Origin of the sequence: Variovorax sp. OK212 (assembly GCF_900112425.1) — a bacterium.
Classification (GTDB): domain Bacteria; phylum Pseudomonadota; class Gammaproteobacteria; order Burkholderiales; family Burkholderiaceae_C; genus Variovorax.
This window is the reverse complement of the sequence record NZ_FOLP01000032.1, coordinates 18,011-40,578: the sequence shown is the minus strand read 5'-3', so window position 1 is coordinate 40,578 and position 22,568 is coordinate 18,011. Positions and strand designations below refer to the sequence as shown.

General features: G+C 67.9%; 20 protein-coding genes and 1 riboswitch. Of the genes, 15 read left to right on the top strand and 5 right to left on the bottom strand.

Annotated features, from left to right (window positions below; translation table 11 throughout):
- Positions 1–12: 12 nt before the first annotated feature.
- Positions 13–990: a M48 family metallopeptidase gene (locus BM004_RS38260; protein WP_256220264.1), complete on the top strand. Its 978-nt coding sequence runs from the start codon at positions 13–15 to the stop codon at positions 988–990.
- Between the two features lie 680 nt (positions 991–1,670).
- On the opposite strand, the gene BM004_RS38250 is transcribed toward BM004_RS38260, so the two are convergent.
- The 4 genes from BM004_RS38250 to BM004_RS38235 all read right to left on the bottom strand — a co-directional run bounded on the left by BM004_RS38250 (position 1,671) and on the right by BM004_RS38235 (position 5,850).
- The gene (locus BM004_RS38250) at positions 1,671–2,441 is read right to left on the bottom strand and encodes an SDR family oxidoreductase (RefSeq protein WP_093130567.1); all 771 of its coding nucleotides are present in this window, start codon (positions 2,439–2,441) and stop codon (positions 1,671–1,673) included.
- Between the two features lie 69 nt (positions 2,442–2,510).
- Entirely contained in the window at positions 2,511–3,431 is a 921-nt protein-coding gene (locus tag BM004_RS38245; protein WP_093221797.1) for a pseudouridine synthase, read from the bottom strand.
- On the bottom strand, positions 3,428–4,750 hold the full coding sequence (locus BM004_RS38240; protein WP_093221794.1) for a leucine-rich repeat-containing protein kinase family protein: 1,323 nt from the start codon (positions 4,748–4,750) through the stop codon (positions 3,428–3,430). The genes BM004_RS38245 and BM004_RS38240 overlap by 4 nt, the downstream gene beginning before the upstream one ends.
- A gap of 29 nt (positions 4,751–4,779) precedes the next feature.
- Complete coding sequence (locus BM004_RS38235) at positions 4,780–5,850, bottom strand: MBL fold metallo-hydrolase (protein WP_093130564.1); 1,071 nt, start codon at positions 5,848–5,850, stop codon at positions 4,780–4,782.
- Positions 5,851–5,970: 120 nt separating this feature from the next.
- Between BM004_RS38235 and BM004_RS38230 the strand changes: the two genes are divergently transcribed.
- The 14 genes from BM004_RS38230 to BM004_RS38165 all read left to right on the top strand — a co-directional run bounded on the left by BM004_RS38230 (position 5,971) and on the right by BM004_RS38165 (position 21,539).
- Positions 5,971–6,390: a MerR family transcriptional regulator gene (locus tag BM004_RS38230; protein WP_093130563.1), complete on the top strand. Its 420-nt coding sequence runs from the start codon at positions 5,971–5,973 to the stop codon at positions 6,388–6,390.
- Between the two features lie 29 nt (positions 6,391–6,419).
- Positions 6,420–7,211, top strand: a complete 792-nt coding sequence (gene can / locus BM004_RS38225) for a carbonate dehydratase (RefSeq protein WP_093130562.1) — start codon at positions 6,420–6,422, stop codon at positions 7,209–7,211.
- 58 nt (positions 7,212–7,269) lie between these two features.
- Positions 7,270–9,090, top strand: coding sequence for a bifunctional isocitrate dehydrogenase kinase/phosphatase (aceK, locus tag BM004_RS38220; protein ID WP_093130561.1), 1,821 nt, complete (start codon positions 7,270–7,272; stop codon positions 9,088–9,090).
- A gap of 59 nt (positions 9,091–9,149) precedes the next feature.
- On the top strand, positions 9,150–10,334 hold the full coding sequence (locus BM004_RS38215; protein WP_093130560.1) for an acetyl-CoA C-acyltransferase: 1,185 nt from the start codon (positions 9,150–9,152) through the stop codon (positions 10,332–10,334).
- 98 nt (positions 10,335–10,432) lie between these two features.
- Entirely contained in the window at positions 10,433–11,680 is a 1,248-nt protein-coding gene (locus BM004_RS38210) for a glutamate carboxypeptidase (RefSeq protein WP_093130559.1), read from the top strand.
- A 37-nt stretch (positions 11,681–11,717) separates the two neighbouring features.
- The gene (locus tag BM004_RS38205; RefSeq protein WP_093221792.1) at positions 11,718–12,848 is read left to right on the top strand and encodes an acyl-CoA dehydrogenase family protein; all 1,131 of its coding nucleotides are present in this window, start codon (positions 11,718–11,720) and stop codon (positions 12,846–12,848) included.
- Positions 12,845–13,678 carry a metallophosphoesterase gene (locus tag BM004_RS38200; RefSeq protein ID WP_093221789.1) on the top strand — a complete coding sequence of 278 codons (834 nt, stop codon included), beginning with the start codon at positions 12,845–12,847 and terminating at the stop codon, positions 13,676–13,678. Before BM004_RS38205 ends, BM004_RS38200 begins: the two co-directional genes overlap by 4 nt.
- A 71-nt stretch (positions 13,679–13,749) precedes the next feature.
- Positions 13,750–15,549: a hybrid sensor histidine kinase/response regulator gene (locus BM004_RS38195; RefSeq protein WP_093221787.1), complete on the top strand. Its 1,800-nt coding sequence runs from the start codon at positions 13,750–13,752 to the stop codon at positions 15,547–15,549.
- 75 nt (positions 15,550–15,624) lie between these two features.
- Complete coding sequence (locus tag BM004_RS38190) at positions 15,625–16,056, top strand: YchJ family protein (RefSeq protein ID WP_093130555.1); 432 nt, start codon at positions 15,625–15,627, stop codon at positions 16,054–16,056.
- 26 nt (positions 16,057–16,082) lie between these two features.
- Positions 16,083–16,188, top strand: a riboswitch (TPP riboswitch).
- Positions 16,189–16,274: 86 nt separating this feature from the next.
- Complete coding sequence (gene thiC, locus BM004_RS38185; protein WP_093221784.1) at positions 16,275–18,161, top strand: phosphomethylpyrimidine synthase ThiC; 1,887 nt, start codon at positions 16,275–16,277, stop codon at positions 18,159–18,161.
- A 97-nt stretch (positions 18,162–18,258) separates the two neighbouring features.
- On the top strand, positions 18,259–18,951 hold the full coding sequence (locus BM004_RS38180) for an HAD family hydrolase (protein WP_093130553.1): 693 nt from the start codon (positions 18,259–18,261) through the stop codon (positions 18,949–18,951).
- Between the two features lie 53 nt (positions 18,952–19,004).
- The gene (locus BM004_RS38175; RefSeq protein WP_093221782.1) at positions 19,005–19,337 is read left to right on the top strand and encodes a thioredoxin family protein; all 333 of its coding nucleotides are present in this window, start codon (positions 19,005–19,007) and stop codon (positions 19,335–19,337) included.
- Between the two features lie 112 nt (positions 19,338–19,449).
- A complete protein-coding gene (locus tag BM004_RS38170) occupies positions 19,450–20,277 on the top strand; it encodes a helix-turn-helix transcriptional regulator (protein ID WP_093221779.1) in 828 nt (275 codons plus the stop codon).
- A gap of 149 nt (positions 20,278–20,426) precedes the next feature.
- A complete protein-coding gene (locus BM004_RS38165) occupies positions 20,427–21,539 on the top strand; it encodes an aromatic ring-hydroxylating oxygenase subunit alpha (RefSeq protein WP_093221777.1) in 1,113 nt (370 codons plus the stop codon).
- Here the strand turns inward: BM004_RS38165 and BM004_RS38160 are convergent.
- The gene (locus BM004_RS38160; RefSeq protein WP_093130549.1) at positions 21,477–22,505 is read right to left on the bottom strand and encodes an AraC family transcriptional regulator; all 1,029 of its coding nucleotides are present in this window, start codon (positions 22,503–22,505) and stop codon (positions 21,477–21,479) included. The genes BM004_RS38165 and BM004_RS38160 overlap by 63 nt on opposite strands.
- Positions 22,506–22,568 lie beyond the last annotated feature (63 nt).

Genomic DNA, 22,568 nt, shown 5'->3' with positions numbered 1-22,568 from the left:
AGAGAGCCCGTCATGGGGGGACTGCTTCAGTTCACGATGGATCTTTTCGAGGGGTTGGGCAGCGAGTTCGCGCCACCGGCGCCAACACCTGCGCCCGCGCGGCCGCGCCGGGCAAGGAAGCCCAAGCTGGTGGCGCCGCAGGACGCGGTGCCCACGGCACCTGTCGTTGCGCCTGCACCAATGGATCCGAATGCGCCGCCCGCGGTGCTGCTGGCCGACACGCTGACCTTGGCGAGCTTCGCGCATCCGCAGGCTTCGCGCGAGATCGTGCTGGGGTCGGCGCGCGTGGCCTATGAGTTCAAGCGGGGAAAGCGCAAGACCATCGGTTTTCTGGTCGGGGCCGAAGGCCTGTCCGTGCGCGCGCCGCGCTGGGTGGCGCTGCGCGATGTCGATTCAGCCATTCACGAGAAGTCGGACTGGATCCTGCGCAAGCTGACGGAGACGCAGCAGCGGCATGCGCGGGTCGAGGCGACGCGCATCGAATGGCGCGACGGCGCGGTGTTTCCGTTCATGGGCGAGGCCGTCGTGATCCGGCTCGACCCGAAGCACGGGTTTGCCAGCGTGGGCGGGACGCTCGATGCGGCGGAAGGAGACGGGCCGCGGGTGCTGCGGCTGGCCGTGGCGCAGAACGCGGAGCCTTCGCAGATTCGTGACGCGGCGCAGGCGTGGTTGATGCGGCAGGCACGCAAGCTGTTCATCGAGCGGTTGGATCACTTTGCGCCGCTGCTCGGGGTGCGATGGGTGAAGCTCTCGTTGTCCAACGCAGCGACTCGGTGGGGGAGTGCGAGTGTCGATGGGTCGATTCGGCTGAACTGGCGGTTGATTCACTTCCGGTTGCCGGTGATCGACTATGTGGTTGCGCATGAGCTGGCGCATCTGAGGGTGATGGATCACTCGCATCGCTTCTGGGAGACGGTCGAGAGTGTGTTGCCTGACTATGGTTTGTTGCGGCAGCAGTTGAAGGATGAGGCTGTGCCTCGTTGGAACTGAACCTTTGTTGGGTTGGTTTTTTCCCGAGGCCGGGATTCCGCCCGGCGGCGGACCTACTTTCTTTTGCTTCGCCAAAAGAAAGTAGGCAAAGAAAAGGCGACCCCACTGTCTGCGACCCCTGCGCTTCGCTACGGGGCAACCTGCGGTGCTCGCGTTTCGCGGGGTCTCGCAGAACTCGCTTCGCTCAAACAGCTGCGAGCCCTTGTCCGCGAAACGCTGCGCTCCTCGGCGCAGCCAGAGGGGATGGGACGCCACACGGGCCATCGCGTTGCTCGGCCCGAGGCACTGCAGGCGCTGCGCGCCCGCAGTGATGAACCAGGGGTACGGGCAGGGGGCTGTCTTTCTGCTTTCTGTATCGGCTGTTCCCAAGCCGAGCGCAGCGATGGCGCGTCTGTTCCCCAAGCCCTTCTGGCTGCGCCGAGGAGCGGAGCGTTTCGCGGATCAGGGCCCACCCTTGTTTGAGCGAAGCGAGTTTGGGTGGGACCCCGCGAAACGTGAGCACCGCAGGTTGCCCGTAGCGAAGCGAAGGGACGCAGACAGCAGGGTCGCCTTTCTTTTGCCTACGTTTCTTTGGCGAAGCAAAGAAAAGTAGGTCGCCTGCCGGGGCGAGATCCGGCCCCGGAAAGCAAACGCCCAACGAGCGTGCCCAAAAAAGCGAGCGTGCTCGAAAGAACAACCCTCTATCGAGCGTGCGTAACCCCCCCATCCACCACCAACGTAGACCCCATCACATAATCCCCCGCCCGCGAAGCCAGATAAATAGCCGCCCCCGCCATATCCTCAGGCACCCCGATCCTTCCAGCAGGAATGCGATCCTTCACCACATCCCCGTGGTCCCGCGCATCCTTGTTCATATCGGAAGCAAACGCGCCCGGCGCAATGGCGCTCACCACGATGCGGTCCTGCGCCAGCCGCAGCGCCATGCGACGCGTCAGCTGGATCAACCCAGCCTTGCTCGCCGCATACGAATACGTCTCCTGCGGATTCACCGAGATCCCGTCGATCGACGCAATGTTGATCACCTTCGACAGGTGATCGGTCGCCGCCTTCTTCAGCAGAGGCGTCAACGCCTTCGTCAGAAAGAAGGGCGTCTTCAGGTTCAGGTCGACCACCTTGTCCCACCCGCTCTCCGGAAACTCTTCGTACGGCGCTCCCCAGGCCGCACCGGCGTTGTTCACCAGGATGTCGAGCGAGCCTTCATGCTTCGCATAGGCATCGACCAGCGCCTGCGCCCCTTCCACCGTCGACACATCCGCCGGCAGCGAAACGCAATGCCCGAACGCCGACAGCTCCTTCGCCGTCTGGTCGCAGGCCGCGGCCTTGCGTGCCGAGATGTACACGCGCGCGCCCTGGGCCAGGTAGCCCTCGGCGATCATGCGGCCGATGCCGCGCGAGCCGCCGGTGATCAGCGCGGTGCGGCCCTTCAGCGAGAAGAGTTGGGTGGTGTCCATGGTGCAGGTGTCTCCTGAATGAAAGAATTTTCAGGAAACGAGCTTAGTGCGCGCCACGCCGCGCGCGCGTCACCTCGGTGTCAGCGACAGGCTCCGGGGGCTCGTGAAGCTGCGCAGCTCACCGGTGAGCGGATCGATGAACGACAGCGAACGCGCCAGCAGCTGCAGGGGCTTGCTGAAGTCGTCCGCGCCCTCGGGCAGCAGCACGGGGTAGATCGGGTCGTTCACGATCGGCATGCCCAGCGCCTGGCAGTGCACGCGCAGCTGGTGCTTGCGGCCGGTGACGGGCGACAGCCTCAGCAGGGCATGGCCGTCGCGCACTTCCTGCACGGCGATGCGGGTCTCGGAATTGGGCTCGCCGGGCTCCTCGCGCACGCGCATGAAGTGGTCGTCGTCGACCAGGCGGCTGCGGTAGATCTCGGGCACCGACGACACGCCTTCCTGCCAGGGCACCACCGCCTCGTAGTGCTTGTCGATGCGGCGCTCCGGAAACATCGACTGGTAGGCGCCGCGCGTGGCGTGCCGCACCGAGAACAGCACCAGCCCCGAGGTGCTGCGGTCGATGCGGTGCATCGGCACCAGGTCGTCGAGCCGCAGCTTGCGTTTCAGGCGCACCAGCAGGCTCTCCTGCAGGTACTTGCCGGTGGGCGTGACGGGCACGAAGGGCGGCTTGTCGACGACCAGGAACTCGTCGTCCTGGAACACCACCTGCTCCTCGAACGGAATGGGCACCTCGTCGTCCAGCGTGCGGTAGTAGTACACGCGCAGCGGCGACTGGTAGGGGCGCGTGAGGGTCACGGGCACGCCGTGCTCGTCCATGACGTCGTTGGCCTCGATGCGCGCGATCCAGGCCTCGGGCGTGATGGCGGGAAAGCGCTCGATCAGGAATTCGGCAATGGTCGGCCACGGGCCGTAGGGCAAACCGGTGCAGCTGGGGCCGACGCCATCGCGCGTGGGCAATGGCAACTGCGGTGGCCGGCGCCGCGTCATGGCGAAAGCGCTTGCTGCAGCAGCGCCAGGGCGTCGGCGAACGAAGGGCGCGCGGCCGCGTCGGGCTGCAGGCAGCGGTCTTTCAGCGCGGCCACGGCGGGCGGCGGCGTGTCGGTGCAGCGTTCGAGCAACTCTTCGAGCAGGCAGCCGAAGGCGCGCATTTCCAGCGACTGGAACGCGCGCGCCTGTGCCGCGCCGAGCGCGCCGGTCATCCAGGCCGCGCCGAAGTCGCCGAGCCGTCCGCCGCCCTCGGCCTGCCACAGGATGTTGTGGGCATACAGGTCGCCGTGCAGGAGGCCCCGCGCATGCAGGTGCTGCATGGCCGAGGCGATGTCGCGCGCGATGCGCAGCGCCACGCGGGCCGGCCAGCGCGCGTCGCCCGCATAGACGTCGCGCGTGCACGATGCCAGGCTCGGCGGCCCGGCGAGGGTGACGAACGACGGATCGACCAGCGCCATCACGAGGCCTTCGGTGCCCTCGGGATGGCCGTCGATGCGGCTCTGCGCGGCGATCAGCGTCGGGTGTTCGCCGGCCTCGATGCACGCCGCCATTTCGCTGTGCGGCCAGCCGTCGCTGGTGACGGCGCCCTTGAACAGCTTGACCGCCACCTGTTGTTGCTGCTGCCCTGGTGTGCCGAGCGATGCCTGGTGGATCACGCCCGATGCGCCTTCGCCGAGCTTCCTGCCGAGCGTGAGTTCATGCCAGTCGATGTGCGGCACCGACCGCGCGGCGATCGCCGCGTCTTCGGCCTGGGTGTCGAAGGGGTTGCCCGCGCAGGCGAGCCACGAGAGGCGCGGCAGCGAGAGCAGCCACCCTGGCAGCGTCTCGAAACGGTTGGCCGAGATGCGCAGCAGCTCGAGCCGGTCGAACGCGGCCATCGACGGCGGCAGCGCGCGCAGGCGGTTGCCCGCGAGCATCAGCTTCTGCATGCGCGTGCAGTGGCCGAGCGTGTCGGGCAGCTCCTCGATCCGGTTGTCCGTGAGGATCAGCCAGCGCAGCGACGGCGGCAGCGCGGCAGCCGGCACGGTGTGGATCTGGTTGGCCTTGAAGCCGACGATGTCCAGGCCATCGCATTGGCCGATGGCTTCGGGCAGCGTGGTGAAGCGGTTGTCGGAGCAGAACAGCACGCGCAGCCGGCGCAGCCGGTGCAGGTCGTCGGGCAGGGTGTCGAGCGCGTTGCCCGACAGGTTCAGCGTCTCGAGCGAATCGGCAAGGTCGAACACCTCGCGCGGGAACTCGGTGAGTCCGCACGAGAGATCGATTCGTTTTGCGCCAGCCAGCCGGCCCGCGCGCAGCTCAGCCAGCGTGTCGTCGTCCATCCGGCGAGTCTAAATTGCCGGCGATGTCCTCAGGCGGCGCCCGACTTGGCGCCGAAGCGGTACATGCCGTCCTTGCCCAGCTCGCGCTTCACCTGGCCAGCGAACCACAGCAGGTGCAGGTGGGCCACGGTCTCGCCCATGGCGAAGGTCATCTGGTGCAGGTCGAGCTCGCGCTTGAACAGGATCGGCAGGCCTTCGGCCGCGGTCAGCGGGCGCGCGGTGCAGGCCTCGAGCAGTTCGGCCAGGCGGTCGCGGTGGTGCTCCTGCAGCTGGTCGACGCGGCGATGGATGCCGGTGAACGGCTTGCCGTGCGAGGGCAGGCCCAGCGTGTCGGCCGGCAGCGCCTTGAACTTGTCGATGCTGTCCAGGAACAGGCGCAGCGAGTTCGCCTCGGGCTCGCCTGCGTACACGCTCACGTTGGTGGAAATGCGCGGCAGCATCATGTCGCCGCCCAGCAGCAGCTTGAGCTCGTCGCAGTACAGCGCGATGTGCTCGGGCGCATGGCCGTAGCCGCTGATGCAGCGCCAGGCGTGGCCGTCGATGGTGACGGTGTCGCCGTCGAGCATGCGCACGAAGCTGTCGGGCACCGCCGGCACCATGTTCGCGTAGTAGTTGGTGCGCGCGCGGATCTTGGCGACCGCGTCGGGGTCGCTCAGGCCGTGCGAGCTGAAGAAGCGCGCCGCCTGCTCGCCGCCGGCCAGCGTGTCGCCGGCGGTGCTGAGCACGCGGGCCACGTGGTAGTCGGTCGAGCTGATCCACATCGGCGCGTTCCAGCGCTCGCACAGCCAGTGCGCCAGGCCGATGTGGTCGGGGTGCATGTGGGTCACGATGACGCGCAGGATCGGCAGGCCCTGCAGCTGCGTCTCGAAGATCTGTTCCCACTGCGCGCGCGCCTCGTCGTGGGCGATGCAGCAGTCGACCACCGTCCAGCCGGCCACGCCGTCGATCGTGTCGCGCAGCAGCCAGAGGTTGATGTGGTCGAGTGCGAAGGGCAGCCGCATGCGGATCCAGCGCACGCCGGGCGCCACTTCCATGGCTTCGCCGGGCTGGGGCAGGGTGTCGCCCAGGGGGTAGTGGAGTTCGCGTTCGAGGAGGTTCATGTAAGATTGACGTTTACGTAAACGTCATGAGTCAAGGGCACCATTGTAGGGATCGCCGGGCAAACCTGCTGTCGCCCTCGTAACCTTCCGTTTGACGCCTCCTTCGCCACCACTTCCGCCATGCCTGCGCAAACCTTCACCATCAGCCAGCTCGCGAAGGAATTCGACCTCACGACGCGGGCCATCCGCTTCTACGAGGACATGGGCCTGCTCACGCCCGAGCGCGCCGGCCTGCAGCGCGTGTACAGCGCGCGCGACCGGGCGCGGCTCACGCTCACCCTGCGCGCCAAGCGCCTGGGCCTGAGCCTGACGGAGGCCAAGGACATCCTGGACATGTACGACAGCCCGCGCGACACGGTGCCGCAGCTGGAGAAATTCCTCGGTGTGCTGGGCGCCCACAGGGCCCAGCTCGAGGCGCAGCTGACCGAGCTGCAGGCGAATCTCGCGGAAGTGCGCGAGCACGAAAAAAAGGGACGGTCCACGCTGGCCAAGGCACAAAAGGCGGCCAAGGGTTCGAAAGCCGCCGAAGCCAAGGCCTGAAAAACACTCCTCATCGACAATAGACGACTATGTCCGACAACCTCGAAGACCTCTTTGCCCATAACCGTGCCTGGTCCGCACAGATGGAGCGAGACCGGCCTGGTTTCTTCACCAGCCTGGTCAAGCAGCAAACCCCGCGTTACATGTGGATCGGCTGTTCCGACAGCCGCGTGCCCGCCAACCAGATCACCGGCCTCGAGCCCGGTGAAGTGTTCGTGCACCGCAACGTGGCCAACATCGTGGTGCACTCCGACCTCAACGCGCTCTCGGCGATCCAGTTCGCGGTGGAGCACCTGAAGGTCGAGCACATCATGGTCGTGGGCCACTACGGCTGCGCCGGCGTCAAGGCCGCGCTCAGCGGCAAGCGCATCGGCCTGGCCGACAACTGGATCCGCCACATCCAGGACGTGCGCGACCGCCACCACGTCATGCTCGAAAGCCTGCCCGAGGAAGCCCGCGTCGACGCGCTGTGCGAACTCAACGTGGCCGAGCAGGTGGTCAACGTGGCCGTGAGCACGGTCATGGTCGACGCCTGGGCGCGCGGCCAGAAGGTCAAGATCCACGGCTGGACCTTCGGCGTGCACGACGGCCTGCTGCAGGACCTGGGCCTGAGCGTCGACGGCGCCAAGCCGCTCGATGCCGTCTACAAGGCCGCCGTGCAGCGCATCCGCTACAAGTGGAGCAGGCCCGGCGAAGTGATCCAGGCGCTGACCGTGCAGGGCGCGCAGGTGAACCAGTCGGTGCAGGAAGCGCAGGCCATGTCGCCGCAGCCCGAGGCCGACACCGGTTCTGCCGGTTCTGTGGATCCCGCCGCGGCCTGAGGCCGCCCGGGCAGCGCCACGGCCATTTCCGGTTCCCCGGTCCCCGGTCCGTCCATTCATGTTCCCGCAGCGCCTCGACTCGCCGCTGGCCTATGACATCGCGAAAGCGATGATGGACGGCTTCAACCGCCACTACCGCCTGTTCCGCGCCGAGTCGGCGCGTGCCAAGCACCGTTTCGAAACCGCCGACTGGCACGGCCAGCAGCGCGCGCAGCGCGAGCGCATCGAGTTCTACGACCTGCGCGTGAGCGAAGCCGTGGCCCGGCTCGAGAAGGAGTTCAAGGCCGGCGAGCAACCGATGGACGTGTGGCACCAGATCAAGCTGCACTACATCGGGCTGCTGGTGGACCACCACCAGCCCGAACTGGCCGAGAGCTTCTTCAACTCGGTCACCACGAAGATCCTGCACCGCGCGTACTTCCAGAACGACTTCATCTTCGTGCGCCCGGCCATCAGCACCGAGTACATCGAGCCGCGCGGCGCGCCCACCTACCGGCCGTACTACCCCGAGCCCGAGACGCTGGCCGACACCGTCGAGCAGATGATCGACGACTTCGGCCTCACCGGCAGCTATGCCAACAAGCAGCGCGATGCGCAGCGCGTGGCGCACGTCATCCTGAACCGCTTCCACCAGGTGAAGCTGCGCGCCAACTTCCAGCTGCAGGTGCTGTCGGGGCTGTTCTATCGCAACAAGGGTGCGTACGTGGTCGGCAAGATCATGAACGGCTTCACCGAGATCCCGTTCTCGCTGCCGATCCTGCACGACAGCCACGGCAAGTTCTACATCGACGCGGCGCTGTTCGGCGAGGACGACCTGCAGATGCTGTTCAGCTTCGCGCGCGCGTACTTCATGGTCGACATGGAAGTGCCTTCGGCCTGCGTGCAGTTCCTGCGCTCGCTCATGCCGCGCAAGCCGCGCGCCGAGATCTACAACGCGCTGGGCCTGGCCAAGCAGGGCAAGACGCTTTTCTACCGCGACTTTCTGTCGCACCTGAACTACTCGAGCGACCGCTTTCGCATCGCGCCCGGCATCAAGGGCATGGTCATGCTGGTGTTCGACCTGCCGTCGTTCCCGTTCGTGTTCAAGGTCATCAAGGACTTCTATCCGCCGCAGAAGGACACCACGCGCGAGCAGATCAAGGGCAAGTACATGCTCGTGAAGCAGCACGACCGCGTGGGCCGCATGGCCGATACGCTGGAGTACAGCGACGTGGGTTTTCCGCTCGACCGCTTCGAGCCCGGGCTGATCGACGAGATCCGCAAGTTCGCGCCCAGCCAGCTGGAGATCGGCGACCGCGACGGCAACGGGGAAATGGAAGTCGTGCTCAAGCACGTCTACATCGAGCGGCGCATGATCCCGCTGAACATCTACCTGCAGGAAGCCTTCGACACGCTGGCCAACCCCGAGAGCCCGGCCCACGCCAGGCGCGCGAAAGACCAGCTCGAGCATGCGGTGATCGAGTACGGCAACGCCATCAAGGACATGGTGGCCGCCAACATCTTCCCGGGCGACATGCTGTGGAAGAACTTCGGCGTGACGCGCGGCGGCAAGGTCGTGTTCTACGACTACGACGAGATCGAATACCTCACCGACTGCAAGTTCCGCAAGGTCCCCACGCCGCGCAACGAGGAAGAAGAGATGAGCGGCGAGGTCTGGTACGCGGTGGGCCCGAAGGACGTGTTCCCCGAGACCTTCGAGCCTTTCCTGCTGGGCAACGCGGACGTGCGCCAGGCTTTCATGGCGCACCACGCCGACCTGCTCGACGCCGCCTTCTGGCAGCACCACAAGGAACGCATCCAGGCCGGCCAGATGCTCGACGTGTTCCCGTACGAAGAGTCGCAGCGCTTCCAGCACGAAGGCCACGCAACGCATTTCTGACCGATCGTTTTTTCACCCGATCCAGTTTTCACTTCCCCATTCCTGAAGGAGACCTCCACATGTCCGAATCCATCGTCATCGTCGGCCTGGCCCGCACCCCCATGGGCAGCTTCCAGGGCGACTTTTCCGCGCTCTCCGCGCACGACCTGGGCGGCGCCGCCATCAAGGCCGCCGTCGAGCGCGCGGGCATCGCGCCCGACAGCGTGGGCGAAGTTCTGTTCGGCAACTGCCTGATGGCCGGCCAGGGCCAGGCCCCGGCGCGCCAGGCGGCCTACAAGGGCGGCCTGCCCGACAGCGCGGGGGCCGTCACCCTCAGCAAGATGTGCGGCTCGGCCATGAAGGCCGCCATGCTGTCTTACGACATGCTGCTGGCCGGCACGCACGACGTGATGGTGGCGGGCGGCATGGAAAGCATGACCAACGCGCCCTACCTCATGCTCAAGGGCCGCGGCGGCTACCGCATGGGCCACGACCGCATCTTCGACCACATGATGCTCGACGGCCTGGAAGACGCCTACCAGCCGGGCCGCTCCATGGGCACCTTCGGCGAGGACTGCGCGGCCAAGTACAAGTTCACGCGCGAGCAGCAGGACGCGTTTGCCATCGCCAGCGTCGAGCGCGCCAAGAAGGCGACCGACACCGGCCTGTTCAAGGACGAGATCGTGCCCGTCACGGTCAAGGGCCGCGGCGGCGACACGGTGATCTCCATCGACGAAGGCCCGGGCAAGGTCAAGCTCGACAAGATCCCCACGCTCAAGCCCGCGTTCAAGAAAGAGAACGGCACCATCACCGCCGCGTCGAGCTCGTCGATCAACGACGGCGCCGCCGCGCTGGTCATGATGACCGAGTCGCACGCGAAGAAGATCGGCGCCAGGCCCATCGCCCGCATCGTCGGCCACGCCACGCACGCGCAGCAGCCCGAGTGGTTCTCCACCGCGCCGGTCGGCGCCGTCGCCAAGCTGTTCAAGAAGACCGGCTGGGCGGTGAAGGACGTCGACCTGTGGGAAGTGAACGAAGCCTTCGCGGTGGTGCCGATGGCGCTGATGCACGAGCTCGACGTGTCGCACGAGATCGTCAACGTGCACGGCGGCGCCTGCGCGCTGGGCCACCCGATCGGCGCGAGCGGCGCGCGCATCATGGTCACGCTGATCCACGCGCTGAAGGCGCGCGGCAAGAAGCGCGGCGTGGCCACCTTGTGCATCGGCGGGGGCGAAGGCACCGCGGTGGCACTCGAATTGCTATAAGGACAAGGGTCGGCCAGCGCCCGAGGGATGGGCGCTGGCCGGCTTTTTTCATTCGGATATTTCAAACAATGCAAAACATGCGTAGAGCAGGAGATTTCATGCGCCCATCCATCCACCGTACCGCCGTTGCCGCCGTGCTGGCCACCGCCTTCGTCGCGGGTGCCGCCCTGGCGCAGAAGCGCGACAACGTGCTGTTCCAGGCTGCCACCGACGAGCAGCCCGCGGTGATCAAGACGCTGGAGAAGCTGGTCAACATCGAGACCGGCACCGGTGACGCCGAAGGCATCGCCTCCGCCGGCAACTACCTCGAAGGCGAGCTCAAGAGCCTGGGCTTCACCGTCACGCGCAGCAAGTCGGCCGGCCTGGTGGTCGGGGACAACATCGTGGGCAAGCTCAAGGGCCGCGGCGGCAAGAACCTGCTGCTGCTCTCGCACATGGACACCGTTTACCTGAAGGGCATCCTTGCGAAGGCGCCGTTCAAGGTCGAGGGCGACAAGGCCTACGGCCCCGGCATCGCCGACGACAAGGGCGGCAACGCCGTCATCCTGCACACGCTCAAGCTGCTCAAGGACTACGGCGTGCGCGACTACGGCACCATCACCGTGCTGTTCAACACCGACGAGGAAAAGGGCTCCTTCGGCTCGCGCGACCTGATCCAGGAAGAAGCCAAGCTGGCCGACTACGTGCTCTCGTTCGAGCCCACCAGCGCCGGCGACGAGAAGCTCTCGCTGGGCACCTCGGGCATCGCCTACGTGCAGGTCAACATCACCGGCAAGGCCTCGCACGCGGGCGCCGCACCCGAGCTGGGCGTGAACGCGCTGGTCGAGGCTTCCGACCTGGTGCTGCGCACCATGAACATCGACGACAAGTCGAAGAACCTGCGCTTCAACTGGACCATTGCGAAGGCCGGCAACGTGTCGAACATCATCCCCGCCAGCGCCACGCTGAACGCCGACGTGCGCTACGCGCGCAACGAAGACTTCGACGCCGCCATGAAGACGCTGGAAGAGCGCGCGCAGCAGAAGAAGCTGCCCGATGCCGACGTCAAGGTGCTCATCACGCGCGGCCGCCCGGCCTTCAACGCAGGCGAAGGCGGCAAGAAGCTGGTCGACAAGGCCGTGGCCTTCTACAAGGAAGCCGGCGGCAACCTGGGCGTGGAAGAGCGCACCGGCGGTGGCACCGACGCGGCCTACGCGGCGCTGTCGGGCAAGCCCGTGATCGAAAGCCTGGGCCTGCCCGGCTTCGGCTACCACAGCGACAAGGCAGAGTACGTGGACACCAGCGCCATTCCGCGCCGCCTGTACATGGCCGCGCGCCTGATCATGGACCTGGGCGCCGGCAAGTAACCCACAGCGATTCATAAGAAAGACAGGAGACAACGCCATGCTGCTCAGCACCGACCAGGAAGCCATCCGCGACGCGGTGCGCGACTTCGCACAAGCCGAACTCTGGCCCCGCGCCCCCAAGTGGGACCGCGAGCACAGCTTTCCGAAGGACGTGCACCAGGGCCTGGCGGCGCTGGGCGCCTACGGCATCTGCGTGCCGGAGGAGCATGGCGGCGCCGGCCTCGACTACCTCACGCTGGCGCTGGTGCTGGAAGAAATCGCGGCCGGCGACGGTGGCACCAGCACCGCCATCAGCGTGACCAATTGCCCCGTCAACGCCATCCTCATGCGCTACGGCAACGCGCAGCAGAAGAAGCAATGGCTCGAGCCGCTGGCGCAAGGGCAGATGCTCGGCGCCTTCTGCCTGACCGAGCCGCAGGCCGGCAGCGATGCGTCCAGCCTGCGCACCACCGCGCGCAAGGACGGCGACGGCTACGTGATCGACGGCGTGAAGCAGTTCATCACCAGCGGCAAGAACGGCCAGGTGGCCATCGTCATCGCGGTGACCGACAAGGGCGCGGGCAAGCGCGGCATGAGCGCGTTCATCGTGCCCACCGACGCGCCCGGCTACAACGTCGCGCGGCTGGAAGACAAGCTGGGCCAGCACAGCAGCGACACCGCGCAGATCAATTTCGATGGCTGCCGCATCCCGCGCGAGAACCTGATCGGCGCGGAAGGCGAGGGCTACAAGATCGCGCTCGGCGCGCTGGAGGGCGGGCGCATCGGCATCGCCGCGCAGAGCGTGGGCATGGCGCGCAGCGCCTTCGACGTGGCCCTGGCCTATGCCAAGGAGCGCCAGGCCTTCGGTGGGTCCATCTTCGACCAGCAGGCCGTGGGCTTCCGCCTGGCCGAATGCGCCACGCAGCTCGAAGCCGCGCGCCAGTTGATCTGGCATGCCGCGAGCCTGCGCGACGCCGGCCGGCCGTGCCTGAAGGAAGCCGCCATGGCCAAGCTCTTTGCCAGCGAGATGGCCGAGCGCGTGTGCAGCGCGGCCATCCAGACGCTGGGCGGCTACGGCTACGTGAACGACTTTCCGCTGGAGCGCATCTACCGCGACGTGCGCGTGTGCCAGATCTACGAAGGCACGTCGGACATCCAGAAGCTGCTGATTCAACGCGCGCTGGCGTGAGCGTGCGCGGCGGGCGTCGCTGGAGCTGGATCGCCGCCGCAGTCGTGCTGGTGGCGCTGCTGGCTTGGGGCGTCGTCATCGAGCCGCGCTGGGTGGCGGCGCGTGTCGAGCCCTTGAGTTCGGCGCAATGGCAGGCGCCCGCCGGCCTCAAGGTGGCGGTCGCGGGCGACTGGCATCTCACCGAACGCTCGGCGTGGCGCATCACCAGCGTCGAGCGGGCCGCGCGCATCGTCGACGAGATCAACGCCGCCCGGCCCGACGTGGTGCTGCTGCCCGGCGACTTCCTTGCGGGCTCGGGCGACGACGAGGCGCTGCCCATCGAGGACATGGCCGCCGTGCTCGGCCGCCTGAAGGCGCCGCAGGGCGTGTACGCGGTGCTGGGCAACCACGACTGGTGGCACGACGGCCAGCGCACCGCCAAGGCGCTCACCGCGCAGGGCATCCGCGTTCTGGAGAACGCCTCGGTGCAGTTGCCTGGTCACGACCTCTGGGTGGTCGGCATCGGCGATCGCTCGACCGGCCATTCGGAGCCCGACAAGGCGCTGGCCGGCGTGCCAAAAGGCGCCGCCACGCTGGTCATGATGCACGACCCCTTCAGCTTCGCGACCATGCCGAAAACGCAGGGGCTGGTGGTGGCCTCGCACACGCATGGCGGGCAGGTGCGCATTCCCGGCTATGGCGCGCTGATCGTGCCCGGTGCCGCGCCGCGCGAATGGGCCTACGGCTGGATCGCGCACAAGGACAAGCGCATGTACGTGACCAGCGGGCTGGGCGTGAGCATCCTGCCGGTGCGCTTCAACATGCGGCCCGAGTGGGTGATGTTCCGGTAGGCGATAGAGCGACGAGCGACTGGGCTGCAAGGCGGTCACATGCATCGCGCAGAATCGGCCGCACACCGACCATGCCATCGACACCCCCTTCCGGCACAGAATCCGCATCCAGGCCGCTGCTGCAGCAGCTTCGCGGCCATTGGGTCGAGGCGCCCAACGCCAATCCGCTGGTCGACCAGAGCCTGGCGCGCGCCTATGTGATCGACACGCGCGACACACCGCTGTCGGCCGCCGTCACGGCCGCGGTGTTCTGGGTGCTGTTCCTGGTGCTCACCGGCAACCGCGGCACGCTGGTGTGGGCCGTGCTGGTGCACGCCATGCAATGGAACATGCACCGCCACCTGCACAAGCTGGACCCGGAGGCCATCGACGCCGCCTCGGCCGCGCGCACGCGCCGCCAGCTGGAGCTGCGCATGCTGTTCCCGGGGCTGGTGTGGTCGCTGGCGCCGTGGCTGTTCTTTCCGAGCGGCGACCTTGCCTACATCCTGCTTATGTACTTCTTCGTGAGCGGCACCACCAGCGTGATCATTGCCGCGCTCGCGCAGTGGTGGCTGGCCGCGCTGTGCTTCGGCGTGCCGGTGTTCCTGAGCCTGGCGCTGCGGCTGGTGCTGGAGCCGGGCAGCGTGCCGGTCATCATGGGCTGCCTCGCGGTGTCGCAGCTGCTGGCGGCGCTGCACTACGCGCGCAAGCAGAACCGGCTGATCGTCGGCTCCATCGAGAACGGCTTCGAGAACGCGCGCCTGGCCGAGGCGCTCGCGCGCCAGCTCGACCACGTGGCGCAGCTCGCCGCGCAGCGCGCCCGCATCTTCGCGGCCGCCAACCACGACCTGCGCCAGCCGATGCACGCGCTGGCCATCTTCGTGGACGCGCTCGACACGCGCAGCCCGCCCACGGCGCAGAACCTGCGCTTCATGCGCGACAGCGTCGACGCCCTGCGCGGCTCCATCGACGCGCTGCTCGACATCGCCCAGCTCGACGGCGGCGTGGCCCCGGTGCGGCCCGAGCCGCTGCGCCTGCAGCCGCTGTTCGACGCGCTGCACGGGCGCTTCGCGGCGCTGGCCGCGGCCAAGGGCTTGCGCCTGCGCGTGCGGCCCACGCAGGCCGCGGTGCTGGCCGATGTGCGCATGCTCGCGCGGCTGCTCGGCAACCTGGTGGACAACGCCATCAAGTACACGCCCTCGGGCACGGTGCTGGTCTGCGCGCGGCACGTGGCGCCGGGCGGCTGGCGCATCGAGGTGCGCGATTCGGGCGTGGGCATCGACGCGCAGCACCAGTCGCAGGTGTTCGAGGAGTTCTTCCAGGTCGACAACCCCGGGCGCGACCGCAGCCGCGGGCTCGGCCTGGGCCTGTCGCTGGTGGCGAGCATGGCGCAGGTGATGGGCTCGCGCATCCGGGTGCGCACCGCGCCGGGGCGTGGCAGCACGTTCTCGCTGGTGCTCGAGCAACGGGCTGCAGCAGCCGTTCCGACGGGCGACGACGATCTTTTCGCTTCGACCGCGCCCGAGCAGGAGGCCGCCACCGCGATTCGCATCCTGGTGCTCGACGACGAGCAGCCCGTGCGCGAGGCCATGCGCTCGCTGCTGTCCGCCTGGGGCCACGAGGTGGCGCTGGCGGCCAACCCGCGCGAGGCGCTGCAGCAGGGCGGCGTGTTCGACCTGATGCTGAGCGACCTGCGCCTGGGCAGCGGGCTCTCGGGCCTGGCCGCGGCGCAGGCCCTGCAGGCGGTGGGCAAGGCGCGCCACGTGGTCATCCTCACGGGCGAGACGGCGCATGCCAACCGGGCCGAGGTGGAGCGCGCCGGCTATGCGCTGATCTACAAGCCGGCCGACGCGCGGGCGCTGCGCGCCGCCATCGCGGGCAGCCTGCCCTAGGGTGGACAGGGCCTGGGCGGCTTCGGGCTTGCCCTGTCGGCGCTTCGGGCGCAAGGTGTTCCAATAGCGGTCTTCATGAGCGCCAACGATCCCACCAACGGACCTTGCCCCTGCGGCCGCACCGACCGCCGCGACAAGCCCATCGGCTACACCCTGTGCTGTGGCCGCTACCTCGACGATTTCGAGAACACCCCCGCGCCCGACGCCGAATCCCTGATGCGCTCGCGCTATTCGGCCTTCGTGCTGGAGCGCGGCGACTACCTGCTTGCCACCTGGCATGCCGCGCACCGGCCGGCCTCGATCGAGTTCGAGCCCGGTGTCAAGTGGCTGGGGCTCGACGTGCGCTCGCGCTCGGTGCTCGACGCGGACCATGCCGAGGTCGAGTTCGTGGCGCGCCAGCGTGGCCCCGCCGGCGCCGCCACCCGGCTGCACGAGCGCAGCCGTTTCGTGCGCGAGGGCAATCGTTGGTACTACCTCGACGGGGATCTGCAACTGCCCGTGGCTTGACGCGCGGGCCCCGGGCTCGCACAATCGGCCCCGCTCCGGGGTGCACGCATGTGGCGTGCTGAGATGGCAAAGTTGCCGACCCGCGAACTTGATCCGGGTCATACCGGCGTAAGAAGAGCTGCACTCCCTGACTCCGGTCCGTCATTCCTTTTCATGGCGGGCATCCCGAAGTCCATCGAGCGATTGCGGAGCACCCTGTCCCCACAAGGAGTGCCCCGATGAATGCCCCCGACAAGTTCACCACGCTGCTTTCGCTGACGCGCGAGCCCTTTCCCGCGTCGCACAAGTGCCTGATTCCGGGCAGCCGGCCCGACCTCAACGTGCCGGTGCGCGATGTGCTGCTGACCAACGGCGAGACCGTGTCGCTCTACGACACCTCGGGCCCCTACACCGATGCCAAGGTCGAGATCGACGTGCGCCGCGGCCTGCCCGATGTGCGCGGCGCGTGGATCGCCGAGCGCAACGACACCGAAAGCTACGAGGGCCGCTCGCACCAGGCGCTCGACGAGGGTCTCAAGCACGCCCACGACCACGATGCCCTGCGCCTGGCCGAACTGCGTGCCGGCGCTTCGGCGCTGCAGCGCACGCCGCGCCGCGCCAGGTCGGGCGCCAATGTCACCCAGATGCACTACGCGCGCCGCGGCATCGTCACGCCCGAGATGGAGTACGTGGCCCTGCGCGAGAACGGCAAGCGCGAGTGGATGGCCGAGTACCTGGCCAACGAGGAGCGTGCGAAGCGCGTCATGGGCAACCCGATGGGCGCCACCATTCCGCGCATCATCACGCCCGAGTTCGTGCGCGACGAGGTGGCCCGCGGCCGCGCCATCATTCCGGCCAACATCAACCACCCCGAGGTGGAGCCGATGGCCATCGGGCGCAACTTCAAGGTGAAGATCAACGCCAACATCGGCAACTCGGCCGTCACCTCGAGCATCGAGGAAGAAGTCGAGAAGCTGGTGTGGGCCATCCGCTGGGGCGCCGACAACGTCATGGACCTGTCCACCGGCAAGAACATCCACACCACGCGCGACTGGATCGTGCGCAACTCGCCGGTGCCCATCGGCACCGTGCCGATCTACCAGGCGCTGGAGAAGGTGGGCGGCGTGGCCGAGGACCTGACCTGGGAGATCTACCGCGACACGCTGATCGAGCAGGCAGAGCAGGGCATCGACTACTTCACCATCCACGCCGGCGTGCGCCTGCCGTTCATCCATCTCACGGCGGACCGCATGACGGGCATCGTCTCGCGCGGCGGCTCGATCATGGCCAAGTGGTGCATCGCGCACCACAAGGAGAGCTTCCTGTACACGCACTTCGAGGACATCTGCGACATCATGAAGGCGTACGACGTGAGCTTCTCGCTGGGCGACGGGCTGCGTCCGGGGTCGGGTGCGGATGCCAATGACGAGGCGCAGTTCGCCGAGCTGCGCACGCTGGGCGAGCTCACGCAGATCGCGTGGAAGCACGATGTGCAGACGATGATCGAAGGGCCGGGCCATGTGCCGCTGCACATGATCCAGGCGAACATGGACGAGCAGATCAAGCACTGCCACGAGGCGCCGTTCTACACGCTGGGGCCGCTGACGATCGACATCGCGCCGGGGTATGACCACATTGCGAGTGCCATCGGGGCGGCGATGATCGGGTGGGCGGGGACTGCGATGCTCTGCTACGTGACGCCGAAGGAGCACCTGGGGTTGCCGGATCGCGATGACGTGAAGCAGGGGATCATTGCCTACAAGATCGCTGCGCATGCGGCGGATGTGGCCAAGGGGCATCCGGGGGCACGTTCGCGCGACGACGCGCTGAGCAAGGCGCGCTTCGAATTCCGTTGGCAGGACCAGTTCAACCTCGGGCTTGATCCCGATACCGCACGCGAATTCCATGACGAGACCTTGCCCAAGGACTCCAGCAAGGTGGCGCACTTCTGCTCGATGTGCGGGCCCAAGTTCTGCTCTATGAAGATCACTCAGGAAGTGCGTGAATACGCTGCCAAGAAGGGCATGGCCGAGGCTGCCGTGATGGCTGAGGGGATGGAGGAGAAATCCAAGGAGTTCATGGCGGGGGGCGGGGAGATGTATATCCCTATTCGAGCGGTGTCCTGACGTTTTTTTCCGGGGCCGGGCGGAATCCCGGCCCCGGAAAACAAATTTCAAAGCGATTGCTACCATCGACAGCAATCCCCCCAAGACCAATGCAGCAATGAATCAATTCCCCTTCTCCGCAGTCTTGTTCGACTGCGACGGCGTCCTGGTCGATTCAGAACCCATCACCAACCGAGTCCTCGCAGAAATGCTCGGCGAACTGGGCTGGCACCTGACAACCGAAGAATCGATGAACACCTTCACCGGCAAGGCCGTGAAGGACGAAGCCGGCCTCATCGAATCCAGGACCGGCGTCAAGATCACCGACGACTGGCTGAAGGCGTTCAGAGCTCGCCGCAACGAAGCCCTCGAGCGCGACCTCGTCGCCATCCCTCACGCCCCCGCCGCGATCCGCGAGATCCACGCCAAGCTCAAGGGCCGCATCGCCTGCGCATCGGGCGCCGACCGCCACAAGGTCGAACTGCAGCTGGCCAAGGTCGGCCTGCTCGACTGCTTCCAGGGCCGCATCTTCAGCGGCCATGAAATGCCCCGCTCCAAGCCGCACCCCGACGTGTACCTCGCCGCGGCCGAGGCGCTGGGGGTCGACCCGAAGCGCTGCGCCATCGTCGAAGACACCGTCACCGGCGCAATGGCCGGCGTGGCCGCGGGTGCCACGGTGTTCGGCTACAGCACGGGCGAGTCGGGCCACAGCGGCCCGGGGCCGCTGCTGAGCGTGGGCGTGACGCGCGTGTTCAGCGACATGGCCGAATTGCCCGCGCTGCTTTCGGGCTACGGGCTGCAGACGGCCTGAGTTTCTGATGGAATGAGGGCCATCAACGAACGGCAGACAGGAACGACACGCCCATGACCTCCGAATACAAAACCGAGCAACCCGATCGCACCGAGATCGACACGCTCACCGGCCCCGCCGTGGTCGAGTTCGGCACCAACTGGTGCGGCATCTGCAAGGCCGCGCAGCCGAACATCGCCGAGGCCTTCGCCAAGTACCCGAACGTGCGCCGCATCAAGGTGGAAGACGGCAGCGGCCGGCCGCTGGGCCGCTCGTTCAACGTGCGGCTGTGGCCCACGCTGGTGTTCATGCGCGACGGCAAGGAACTCGCGAAGCTGGTGCGCCCGGAAGACAGCCAGTCGATCGCCGACGCGCTCGCGCTGATCGACGCACCGGCCCCCACCTGACGCAACTGGCGCAGTTGATGCTGCCCGGCCCCAGGCCCGACCCGGGTTAGTCCCGAGTCGCACGCGCCCCGCACGGCTTTCGCGCCGGCCCCGCGCGGGCCACAATTTCAGGATGCAGCCGCATCCGCCGCAAGCCACCTGGTCCGTGCCCGCGCTCGCCACGAGCGCGCAGACGCTCGACCTGCGCGCGGTGTCGCTGCTGCTCGACGCACCGCGCGACGCGGCCCCGGCGCGCGCGATGCTGCACTTCCTCAACGCGCTGCTGCCGGTGGAGTTCATCTCGCTGGTCTCGCACGGCGAGGAGCTGCCGGCGCAGCTCGAAGGCCATGCCTTTCACGCCGGCACGCGCAACGTCACGCGCGACTGCTTCACGCAGTACCGCCGGCACTTCTACCTGTTCGACGACGCCACCCGCATCACGCGCCACATGCGCTCGCAGACGCGCGAGTGCGACACGGTCACCGCGCTGCACCTGCGTTCGCGCGACGTGCCCGACGCGGCCTGGCGCCACCGCATCTACGAGCGCGAGCACCTCACGGAACGGCTCGCGCTGCTGTACATGCCGGCGCCGCGCACGGCGTTTTCCATCAACCGGTACCGCAGCGAATCGATGGGCAGCTTCGCACCGCAGGAAATCGAACGCGTGCTGGCGGTGTCGCCGCTGCTGCGCCAGGTGCACCGCAACCTGGTGGGCGGCGCGACGGCCCATGCGGACATGCCCACGCGCATCGCGCTCGCCCGCGCACGGCTGGCCGCGGGCGAGGTGCACCTGAGCGCGCGCGAGCTCGACGTGGCCGCGCGCATCGCCTGCGGCATGACCGCCGACGGCATCGCGGCGGACCTCGACATCGCACCGTCCAGCGTGCTCACGCTGCGCAAGCGCGCCTACGCCCGGCTCGGCATCCACGACCGCGCGGCGCTGGCGCGGCGCGCGGCCTGAACCGACATCGGTACCGACATCGGAACCGGCGCTGGCTCAGGCACCGGCTCAGGCGAATAGCCGAGCGTGTCCCCCGCGCAGGGGACGGGCCCGCCGCCCGCGCGCGCCACCATCGCGAAAAACAACCACCCGATGGAGACAAGCGCGCAATGTTCATCCGCAACTGCTGGTATGTGGTCGCCTGGGACCACGAGATTCCGGCCGAAGGCCTGTTCAACCGCACCGTGATCGGCGAGCCGCTGCTGCTGATGCGGCAGTCCGGCGGCGACATCGTGGCGCTCGAAGACCGCTGCTGCCACCGGCTCGCGCCGCTGTCGAAGGGCCGGCGCGAAGGCGACTGCGTGCGCTGCGGCTACCACGGCCTCAAGTTCGACGCGCGGGGCATCTGCGTCGAGGCGCCGGGCATGGAGACGGTGCCGCCCAAGGCCCGCGTGCGCAGCTACCCGGTGGAGGTGCGCAACCGCTGGGTGTTCGTGTGGATGGGCGACGCCGGGCGGGCCGACACCGCGCTGCTGCCCGACAACCATTCCTGCGACGACCCGCAGTGGCTGAACATCCCGGGCTACCTGCACTACGACACGCCGTACCTGCTGATCTGCGACAACCTGCTCGACTTCTCGCACCTGAGCTACGTGCACGAGAAGACGCTGGGCGGCTCGACCGCCATCGCGCAGGCGCGGCCGGCCATCGAGAAGATCGAGCGCGGCCTGCGCGTCACGCGCAAGGTGCCCGACGTGCCGCCGCCCGCCCACTGGGCCGGCGCGCGCGACTTCGGCGACAACCCGCGCTTCGACCGTTGGTTCGTCTACGACTTCGTGCTGCCCGGCACGCTGCTGATGCATTCGGGCGGCCGGCCGGTGGGCGATGCCGAGGGCGACATGCGGCGCGCGGTGGAGCTGCACAGCTGCCAGACGCTCACGCCCGAGACCGAAACCACCACGCACTATTTCTTCCAGCAGTCGCACCGGCCTTCGCTCGGGGGCGAGAAGCTCACGCGCACCATCCACGACAGCCTGATCGTCGCCTTCAACGAAGACCGCGACATGATCACCGCGCAGGCGCGCAACATCGAGCGCGACCCCGCGGCGCCGATGCTGCCGCTGGCAATGGATTCGGCGCTGATCCAGTTCCGCCGGCTGGTGGCGCAGGCCGTGGAGGCCGAGGAGGCAGAGCGCGCGGATCGCTCTGCTGCGGCCGCCTCACAGCCCCTGCTGGCGGAAGTCGCGCGGCGCGTGCCCGGTCCACTGCAGGAAGGCGCGTGAAAAGCTCTTCTCGTTGCGAAAGCCCACCGCCAGCGCCACCTGCTTGATGGGCCGCGTGGTGCGGCGCAGCTGGTCGACGGCCATCTCGTGGCGCACCTCGTTCTTCAGCACCTGCAGCGAGGTGCCTTCCTCGTGCAGCTGTCGGTGCAGCGTGCGGCTGGACACGTTGAGCAGCGCGGCCAGCGCCTCGGCGGTGGTGGCCTCGCTGGCGCGCGAGCGCAGCAGCTCGCGCACGCGCTGGCCCAGCAGGCGGTCGCGCCGGTACTGCAGGATGGTCAGCGGCAGCGCGCGCTTGAGCATGGTGCGCAGCGCGCGCTCGTCGCGCTGCAGCGGCAGCGCCAGGTAGCGCTCGTCGAAGCCGATGCTGGCCTGCGCTTCGCCGAAGCGCACCTCGGGCGTGAACATGGGCGCGTAGGCGTCGGCGTGCGGCGGCGCGGCGAACGGAAAGGTGGCTTCGCGCAGCGAGATGCGCGAGTCGATCGCCCAGCACATGTAGCCGTGCATGAAGCGCAGGCTGGTCACCAGGCAGAACTCGCGAAACGCGTCGCCGAGCGGTCGGTTCTCGGTGATGCGCAGCGTGGCCATGCCGCCCGCCACGTCCAGCGACAGGCCGATGTCCTCGGTCAGCAGCCGGTGGTGGCGGCACCAGCGCTTGATGGCCACGCCCAGGTCGGGCGAGCCGAGCGAGGCGCGGCACAGCATGCCGTAGCTGCCCCAGGGCAGGCGCCGCGAGAACCAGCCGAGCGCCTCGTCGTCGAGTTCCTGCATGGCATGGTCCGACAGCGCCTCGAACTGCGAGGCCGTCACGCGTGCGCCCGGCCGGACCAGTTCGCGCGGCGTGATCTGTGCCGCCTTCAGGGCCTGGGCCGGGTCCATGCCGTAGCGCTCGTAGCCCTGCACGATGGCTCTCACGAAGGCCATCGGCGTGACGGCGCGGGCGGGTCGCAGGAACGAGGGTGATGACATGGCTCTATTGGGCGGGGCGTGGCGCAATTTGCAACCATTGTGGCGCCAATTGCGGCGCGACGA